The organism is Streptomyces sp. NPDC058274 (genome assembly GCF_042881375.1).
GTDB lineage: Bacteria > Actinomycetota > Actinomycetes > Streptomycetales > Streptomycetaceae > Streptomyces.
Genome location: NZ_JBHVXW010000039.1, coordinates 1 through 7,905, shown reverse-complemented (window position 1 = coordinate 7,905; position 7,905 = coordinate 1). Strand labels below are relative to the sequence as shown.

General features: G+C 66.8%; 5 protein-coding genes and 2 pseudogenes. 3 read left to right on the top strand and 4 right to left on the bottom strand.

The genetic code is table 11. The features are described from left to right. Positions 1-51: 51 nt before the first annotated feature. Positions 52-663, bottom strand: coding sequence for a hypothetical protein (locus ACFVYF_RS37750; RefSeq protein WP_389462577.1), 612 nt, complete (start codon positions 661-663; stop codon positions 52-54). A 468-nt stretch (positions 664-1,131) separates the two neighbouring features. On the opposite strand from ACFVYF_RS37750, the gene ACFVYF_RS37745 reads away from it, so the two are divergent. Further along, positions 1,132-1,749 carry a hypothetical protein gene (locus ACFVYF_RS37745; protein WP_389462576.1) on the top strand — a complete coding sequence of 206 codons (618 nt, stop codon included), beginning with the start codon at positions 1,132-1,134 and terminating at the stop codon, positions 1,747-1,749. 201 nt (positions 1,750-1,950) lie between these two features. Beyond that, entirely contained in the window at positions 1,951-2,658 is a 708-nt protein-coding gene (locus ACFVYF_RS37740) for an MBL fold metallo-hydrolase (RefSeq protein WP_389462575.1), read from the top strand. Between the two features lie 22 nt (positions 2,659-2,680). On the opposite strand, the pseudogene istB reads toward ACFVYF_RS37740, so the two are convergent. Both istB and istA read right to left on the bottom strand, forming a co-directional pair. Next, positions 2,681-3,422 (bottom strand): annotated as a pseudogene (gene istB, locus ACFVYF_RS37735) (IS21-like element helper ATPase IstB). Between the two features lie 42 nt (positions 3,423-3,464). Continuing rightward, positions 3,465-5,095, bottom strand: a pseudogene (gene istA / locus ACFVYF_RS37730) (IS21 family transposase). A 438-nt stretch (positions 5,096-5,533) separates the two neighbouring features. Between istA and ACFVYF_RS37725 the strand changes: the two are divergent. Then, positions 5,534-6,199, top strand: a complete 666-nt coding sequence (locus tag ACFVYF_RS37725) for a hypothetical protein (protein ID WP_389462574.1) — start codon at positions 5,534-5,536, stop codon at positions 6,197-6,199. A gap of 1,182 nt (positions 6,200-7,381) precedes the next feature. On the opposite strand, the gene ACFVYF_RS37720 is transcribed toward ACFVYF_RS37725, so the two are convergent. Then, positions 7,382-7,567, bottom strand: a complete 186-nt coding sequence (locus ACFVYF_RS37720) for a hypothetical protein (RefSeq protein ID WP_389462573.1) — start codon at positions 7,565-7,567, stop codon at positions 7,382-7,384. Between the last annotated feature and the right edge of the window lie 338 nt (positions 7,568-7,905).

The following is a 7,905-nucleotide window of genomic DNA, read 5'->3' as shown; positions in this document are numbered from 1 at the left end:
GACTCCGGCACCACACCCGCGACGCCAACCGTCCACTGATCACCCTCGGCATCATGTGATCAACCAGGACACATCACCTGAACGACGCGGCCCTGCCACGGGACTACGGAGCATTCGCGCCACGACCCCGTAGCTCCCGGACCACCGGAAACGGACCGCTTGCAGGTTCTTGAAGTACGCCGCCGCGGACCGCAGCCGCGCTTCCCACGTCGCCTCGTCGAGCCCCAGCGTGTACTCGATGCAGCACGTGCAGGGCGGGAGTAGCGCAACGAATGCTTGCTCCTCGGCGGTCTCGGCCTCCGTCGCCAAACACTCGTCCGATGCCAACTCGGCGAGAGCTGCCTCCCCGGCGCTGAATCTCGTGGCCAGCGTGTGGAGTGCGTACCGTTGGGCCTGGTGGTGATCGGGCAACACGATCCCCAATTCCGCGAGAGCCTGCTCGAATGTGTCGCGGATGTCCCGTGGGTCCGCATGGCGTGGCAGACCAGCGAGCTCGCGCAGGGTCGGAGTGTCCACTCCCTTGGCGAGTGCCTGGGCGGCGGTCATCGGCAGGTCTTCCGGACACGTCGGATCCGCTCGATACAGCCACGCTGCCTCTTCCAGGGGCACATGAACGCTGAGTACAGAGCTATCAGGTTCGGACGTGTCCTCTGTCGCTGCCATGGTTCATACGATGCCAGCACTGCCGGCGAGAGTGCCCGGAGATTTGGGCCGCCTCGGCGGATTGCCTTGTGGGCTGCCCTGGGACTCGTGTTGCGGATCGCGTCAACCCTCCGTGACCGCTCCCCGAAATCTGTGCCAGATCCTGAAACTCATCTGCAAAGCCATTGCGGTGGGCGTTGCCCGGTGGCCTGTCCTGGTTCCGCCAGTACGGTGGCGAGCGTCTTAGTTGGATCGAGAGGCGTGATTACGCAGGGAGAGCGGCGTGCCCTCTCCCCCTCTGCCGAGCCGCGGGCAACCTCTAGGATGCGCCCATAATCATGCATCGGCCCATGGCAGCGACTCGGGCGGATGGGGCGGCATGCCCAGCCCGTCGGACGGGACAACGGGACTGGTCGTAGGGGGAAACTCGTGGTGCGGGAGTGCTGGTTTTGCGGGAATGCCACATCGGCGTCGTGGCACGACCGGGTCGTGGGGCTGCACCAGGACGCGGAAACGCATATGACGCCATGGATCATTGTCCTGCGCACTACGTGGCGCCGGGAAGTCGTGCAAGTTCCGCGCTGTGCGCGCTGTCACGTCGGGCATCAGATCGAACAGATCGCGGCGGTGCTCTCCCTGGCCTCGCTGATCGCCTACGCCGCCTGCGGTCAGTTGGACTATCTCCTCGGCATTTTGCCGGCTTCGTCGGCAGAACGGATGGTGGCAGCGGTCTGGGCGGCCGTTGCCTGCCTGCCGGCGCTCACCTGGCTCGCCATCAGGCATGGCCGGCTGCCGTGGCAGCGGCTGGCACCTCACCGCCTGGGCTACGCCCGCCACCACCCGGAATTCGTCCGGCTCCTGGACGAGGGCTGGAACCCCAGGCCGGGTCCCTTCCCCTACTGGGGAAACCCGCCGAACCCTCATTACCCTCCGCCGCCGGGCAAACTCAGGCGGGTCATCGGGCGCGTCATCGACGTGGTCGCGGCAGCGTGCGGCATCGCCATCCTCATCGCCTACTTCCAGGGCTACGAAGAATTGGCCGGCGGTCTCATCGCGGCGACGGCAGGGCTGGCTTTCCTGTCCTCGAAGATCAAACCCGAGAACTGACCGCCGTCATCGCAACACTTCCGCCGTTCGGTCGACGAGATCACCGACGAGGGATGAAGGGGTGGAGTTCCGGCTTGGGCTGGCCCCGGGTTCCGGCCGCTGGCCCCGGTTGGTGGCGATGGAGCTTGTGACCGGGCCCGTTGTTATCTGCTGAAGGCGAAGCGGCGAGTGTGTGGCTTCGGCGGTGCCTAGGTTGTTCGTATGGAGATCGTTGAGCTGTTGCCGGAGCTGCATATGCTCCGTTTCGAGGTCGGGCAGGCGTATCTGTGGCGTGACGCGGATGGGCTCACGTTGATCGACTCTGGGGTTGCGGGGGCCGGTCCGGCAGTCGCGGATGCCATTCTGAGCATCGGCTCGAAGCCCGGGGACCTGCGGCGTGTCGTGCTCACCCACTTTCATGAGGACCATGCCGGCGGTGCTGCCGAGATCGCCGCGTGGGGAGGGGTCGAGGTGTTCGCGCACCGTTTGGACGCCGGGGTGATCCGCGGGGAGTCACCGGCTCCGCCACCGGTCTTCACGGACGCTCCGGACTGGGAACGCGCCTTGTTCGAGAGCAAGCCAAAGCTGCCACCGGCACCGCAGGTGCCGGTGGACCATGAGGTCGGTGATCAAGATTTGCTTCCCTTCGGTGGCGGGGCTCGTGTGGTGGCTGCGCCGGGTCATACTCCGGGCAGCACCGCGTTTCATCTCCCTGCCTTCGGGGTGCTCTTCCTGGGCGACGCTGCAGCGAACATGGGAGGCAAGACCATGGTCGGCGTGTTCAACACGGACCGCTCTCGTGCACTGGAATCCTTGAGGGCCTTGAGCCGACTGGATGCGGAGGTGGCCTGCTTCGGCCACGGTGAGGCGATTGTGGGATCGGCTTCGGTGGCTCTGCGGGCTGCGGCAGCGTCCCCGAGCGGCAGTTGAGGACGCCTGACAGGACCGTGGATCATTTATCTGAGCGTTGCTGTTTGGCTTTGGTCAGGGCAAGGCGGTAGGACTCGGTGCCGGTCTCGATGATCGTGCCGTTGAAGGTGAGGCGGTCGACGATGGCTGCGCAGAGCCGCGGGTCGGTGAAGGTCTTCGTCCAGCCTCCGAATGACTCGTTCGAGGCGATGGCCACGCTGTTCTTCTCCTCGCGTTCGGTCAGAACCTGGAACAGCATCTCGGCTCCGCGACGGTCGAGTTCGAGGTAGCCGAGTTCATCGATGCAGAGCAGGTCGACGCGTCCGTAGCGGACGATGGTCTTGGTCAGCTGCTTGTCGTCGGCTGCCTCGACCAGCTCGTTGACCAGTTTCGCGGCGAGCACATAGCGAACCCGGAAGCCGGTCATCGCTGCGGCGGCTCCCAGGCCGATCAGCAGGTGGGACTTGCCGGTGCCGGAGTCGCCGATCAGGCAGAGCGGCTCGCCCTTCCTTGACCCATTCGCAGGTCGCGAGGTTGTTGATCAGGGCAGGGGTGACGTTGGCGTTCGCGGTGTAGTCGAAGTCGGACAGCCACTTCTGGCGGGGGAAGCCGGCCGCGCGGATGCGCCGTTCTGACCGGCGGCGGTCGCGGTCCTCGCACTCGGCCATCAGCAGTTCGGCCAGGAAACCGCGGTAGGACAGGTGCTCGCGTTCGGCGCGGGCGACGGTGTCGGGGAACTGGGCCCGCATGGTCGGCAGCCGCAGCACCCGGCAGGCGGTGTCGATCGCAGCGTCGGAGGCGTTCGGTCAGCGTGTGGTGCAAGCCGGTCATGGCGCTTCCCTTCGAGGATGGTGCAGCAGTTGGTCCCAGCGGTCGAGGGCAGGCAGCGGCCGCTGGTCGGCGGGTAGCCGGGCGGCCCGGCGTTCGGTCAGGCTGGGCAGTTGCAGGTCGGGCGGTGTGACCGGCTTGGGCAGCGGTGTGGTGGCGGTGACGGTCGGCGAGCGGCCCTCGGACTCGGCGGCCTTGCGGGCCTCCAGCGCGACCATGTCCGCGGTGCAGATACCGATCGCGAGGGCGGCATGGATACCGGCGACCACGTCACGGTGCTGCAGGTGCCGGTGCAGCAGCAGGACGTGAACCAGGGCCTTGGTCCCCTCGCTCTCACCCAGGCCCTGCTTGGCCGCAGACCAGAACGCCTCGTGAGCCGCGGTGAAAGTGCCCTCGCGACGGGCCTGGTCCAAGGCTTCGGAGCCGGCCAGCGCGCCCGGCTTGGCCAGCAGCACTTCCAGGAAGTGATCCAGTACGAGCCGCTCGGCGCCTTTCGTGGTCAACCTGGGGTGGCGGGCGATCTCGGTGCGGCCGTGGAAGACCACCACCTCGCTGGATCGCAGCATCACGTGAACGGTGCGGCCGATGAACCGGACGGGCACCGAGTAGCGGCAGACCCGGACCGCGACCATGCCGTAACGGTCAACACGCGGGGTGAACGCGATGCCGGTCTCGAACCCTTCCTCGGGCAGCGGCAGCAGCAGCGGAGCCTCCTGGGCGAAGTCTTGGCCGATGGTACGAATCCGCATCCCGATCCGCCTTGCCTCCTCCGCCTGCTCGAACTCCGCGAAGCGGGCGTTGAGCTCATCCAGGAAGTCGACCCGCGGTACCGGCGTCAGATAGTTGCGGCGCCAGTAACCGACCTGGCCCTCCACGCCTCCCTTCTCGTGGGCGCCGCGAAGTCCCGGCTCGCAGTAGAACGCAGTGATGCCGAACCGCTGCCGAAAGTCCCTCCAGCGCGGATGCTCTTCTCGCGACCGGCTCTTGCGGATCACCCTCGACACAGCCGGGGAAAGATTGTCATAGCGGATCTGACCGCCCGGGACCCGGCCCAGCGTGCGAAACGCGTGAACGTGCCCTTCCAAAACGCCTCCTGACCGCAGGAAGCCGTGATGCGGTGCACCGCCTTGCCCGAGTAGGCCGGCCGCAACGCGAACACGAAGCACTTGGTGCGCTCGCCAGCCAGATCGACCCACGCCTCGCCGAAGTCAACCTCGGCATCCATACCCGGCTGGTTGTGCCGGATCACGAACCCCGCCGCGGGCGCCGCTCCGGCCGCCTCCGCTATCTCCTGACGACGCCGACTCACGTAGTCCCATACCGTCGTATAGGCGATGTCGGCTCCGAGCTCCTGCTGAAGCCGCGTCACGATCCGCTTTACTGTGTGCCGCTGCTTCGGCGGCGCGTCCAGATCTTCCAGCAGCCACTGGTCGATCGTCTTCTTGAACGGCTCCAGCCGCGGTGAATGCCGCCGCGGCGTCTGCCGCGGGGCAGGCACGGTCGACGACAGCGCCTCTCGCACCAGCCGACGGTGCACCCGGTACTTGCGCGCCACAGCGCGAACCGACAGACCCTCCCGCCACGAGTCCCGCCGGATCAGCAGAAAGAGTTCTTCCTTCGTGGACGCCACCCGGCATCGCCCCCTCACGGCGGCCCACACCGAGCGTCTCAGTCCGGCCCAGCGGGTGGGGCCAACTCAAGCCGGAACAACCCCCGAACACTCCCGTGCGCCCCACCGGTGGGGCCAGTTCGGACCGGAAAAGTGGGGCCACTTCAGAGCGTTAATGCCAGGTGTTCAGAAAGCCAACCAACCCCGGGAATTAACCATGGATGGGTACGCTGCCCGCCCCGGTGGGGTGGGAGTCGGTTGAAACGCCCGCCCAGCCCGGTAATTGCCTGACGTGCCGGCGAACGGGCCGGCTGGGGGGAGGAGTAAGGCATGTTGGTCAGACGGAATCGAGGCAGACGCGGTCTAGTCGCTGTGTCCATAGCAGTCGGGCTGCTGGCAGCACCTGTTGCGCTCGCAGGGGCCGCAGAGGCCGCAGAGCCGTTGCAGTCCGCGGGGACGATGCAGGACCTGGGCACGCTCGATGGTGGGACCTCCAGTACCGGGCGTGCGATCAACGACAAGGGTCAGGTCGCGGGATACGCCAATACAGCCGACGGCAACGACCATGCGTTCTTGTGGTCCGCCTCAGGCGGAATGCAGGACCTGGGCACGCTCGGCGGGGCCACCAGCTCCGGGCAGGCGATCAACGACCATGGCCAGGTAGCAGGGTTCGGCAACACGGCGGACAGCAGCCTGCACGCGTTCTTGTGGTCCGCCTCCGGTGGCATGCGGGACCTGGGCACGCTGGGTGGGGTGTTCAGCGAGGCCGTCGGGGTCAACTCCCAGGGGCAGGTCACTGGGGACTCCACCACGGCTGGTAACGGCACGGAGCGCGCCTTCTTGTGGTCGCCTTCGGGCGGCATGGAGGATCTGGGGACGCTCAGTGGCGGGACGACCAGCTTCGGGCGAGCGATCAACGATCAGGGCCAGATCGCAGGCTACGGCGACACAGCGGATGGCAACAACCACGCGTTCTTGTGGTCCGCTTCGAGTGGCATGCAGGATCTGGGCACGCTCAGCGGCGGGGCGAACAGCCTCGGACAAGCGGTCAACGAGCGTGGCCAGGTCGCAGGCTACGGCGACACGGCGGATGGCAGCACGCACGCATTTCGCTGGACACGCTGAGGGTTGGGCGGCCGGTGCCGAGCCCCGCAACGACTGCAAGCACCACCCCATGCCCGGCATCGCCCGCCTGCACAACCTCGGCCTCGCCGAACAGTCGGCAGGTTTCCGAGGGCGACCGACCGCACCCCGAAACCGACCGCACCCCGAATACGCCAGAGATCATTTACGGGACAACGCGTGGCCAAGGACGGATCCAGTAGGTGGCCGCGTAGCGGGCGGGGACCCTACACAGGTCATCAGCATCTCCTCGAGCGTCTCACTCAAGGCGTTCGGGGTCGGCCTGTTCGGCATCGACCTGCGGTTCGAGCTGGAGGGCCCCGCACCCTTCCGCGCCTACGGCCGGGGCTCGATCTCCCTCGGGAACGGGCTTCGAACTCCCGGTGCCGCCCCAGAGTGGCCAGCGCCATCACGCCCTCGGTCTCCAGCTCACCGCATTGCCTGGGTATTTGTGGACACCAAGGCCGCCTGCACCACAGATGCACCGGCTGTCACAGCAGTCTGCACGGCCACCCATGCGGCGATCGTGAGCAAGGAGGGGTGGGAACCGACGAGATGGGGAGCGGTGAAGACTACCCAGCCATAGGCATAGGCGGTGACGGCAAGGTGATTGCCTCGCACCCGTATGACTCTCAGGAGTCCCCACGCTGCTAACGGTACGAATAAGCAGCCTGCCGCGTTGGCAACCAGATATTGGGTGGTCCCTGCGAACCACTCCGACTGTCCGGAGGCGACCTCCGCGTCGGCAGCGTGGTCTACCCACGCGTAGAGGGATTCGAAGAGACGCCATCCGATCAATGTTGCGGTAGCGGCTGCGACGGCCGCTTTCGCTGCTCGTGTGAGGTAACCCATGGCCACGATCGTCCCTCGTTGCAGGGTGGCTTGGTATCCGTAGACATACTCAATCCGAAAGCCTGGGGGGCGCCGAAATGTTGCCCCCGGCACCCCCTGGGGCGTGGCTCGTGGCCTCCTACTGTGCGAGAGCTCCTACGAGGACTTCGCGTAGTTGAGTGTTCCGGAGACCTTCGGATGGAACGATTTCATCGAAGGCTTCGGTGCAGCGTTGTTCGCCTTGGTGCGGCCCGTGAGGGCCATGCCGTGGCTCGTCTCAGATTGCCTGGCCTGCGAACGCGTCACGCGGGTCGGCTCTTCGAGCCCAGCGTGATCCGAACGAGACGCCTCGGGTCAGCCGGATGCTTCGCAGTCGGTGTCGAACAGTTGGATCGGCCGGGTGGCGGCCAGGTCGACGTACGCTTCGAAGGTTGCGGCGTCCTCACCCCAGTGCGTGGTGACGGTGGCGTAGCCGACACGGGCGGACTGAGCCGTGCTGACCGGGCCGATGTCGACCGACTGCGGGTGTTCTGCGCGCACAGCAGCACGTCGAAGCCCTCGCTCGCGGCAACCTTTTCCTTCAGGTGCCCGGAGACCCCGTAGGCGCGGGCGATGTCGTCGGGGCCGTGCTCGCCGTAGAAGGTCACCAGGAGGGTGTGGATCTCCTGGGGGTATGCAACATGTGGGATTCCCTTCCCCGTTTTCGTTCGGTAGCGATGAGTCGGACGGTTCATGCCGTCCTGGCCCGCGAGCTGGGCTCACCGGGCCGGTCGCAGGGGTAGACCAGCGGGGGGGGGGGGGGGGTGTGGCCCCGGGCCCCGCGGCCCGGGAGGGGCCAAAAACCCAACCCCCCACCACCCCCCGCCGGGGGGGCGCCC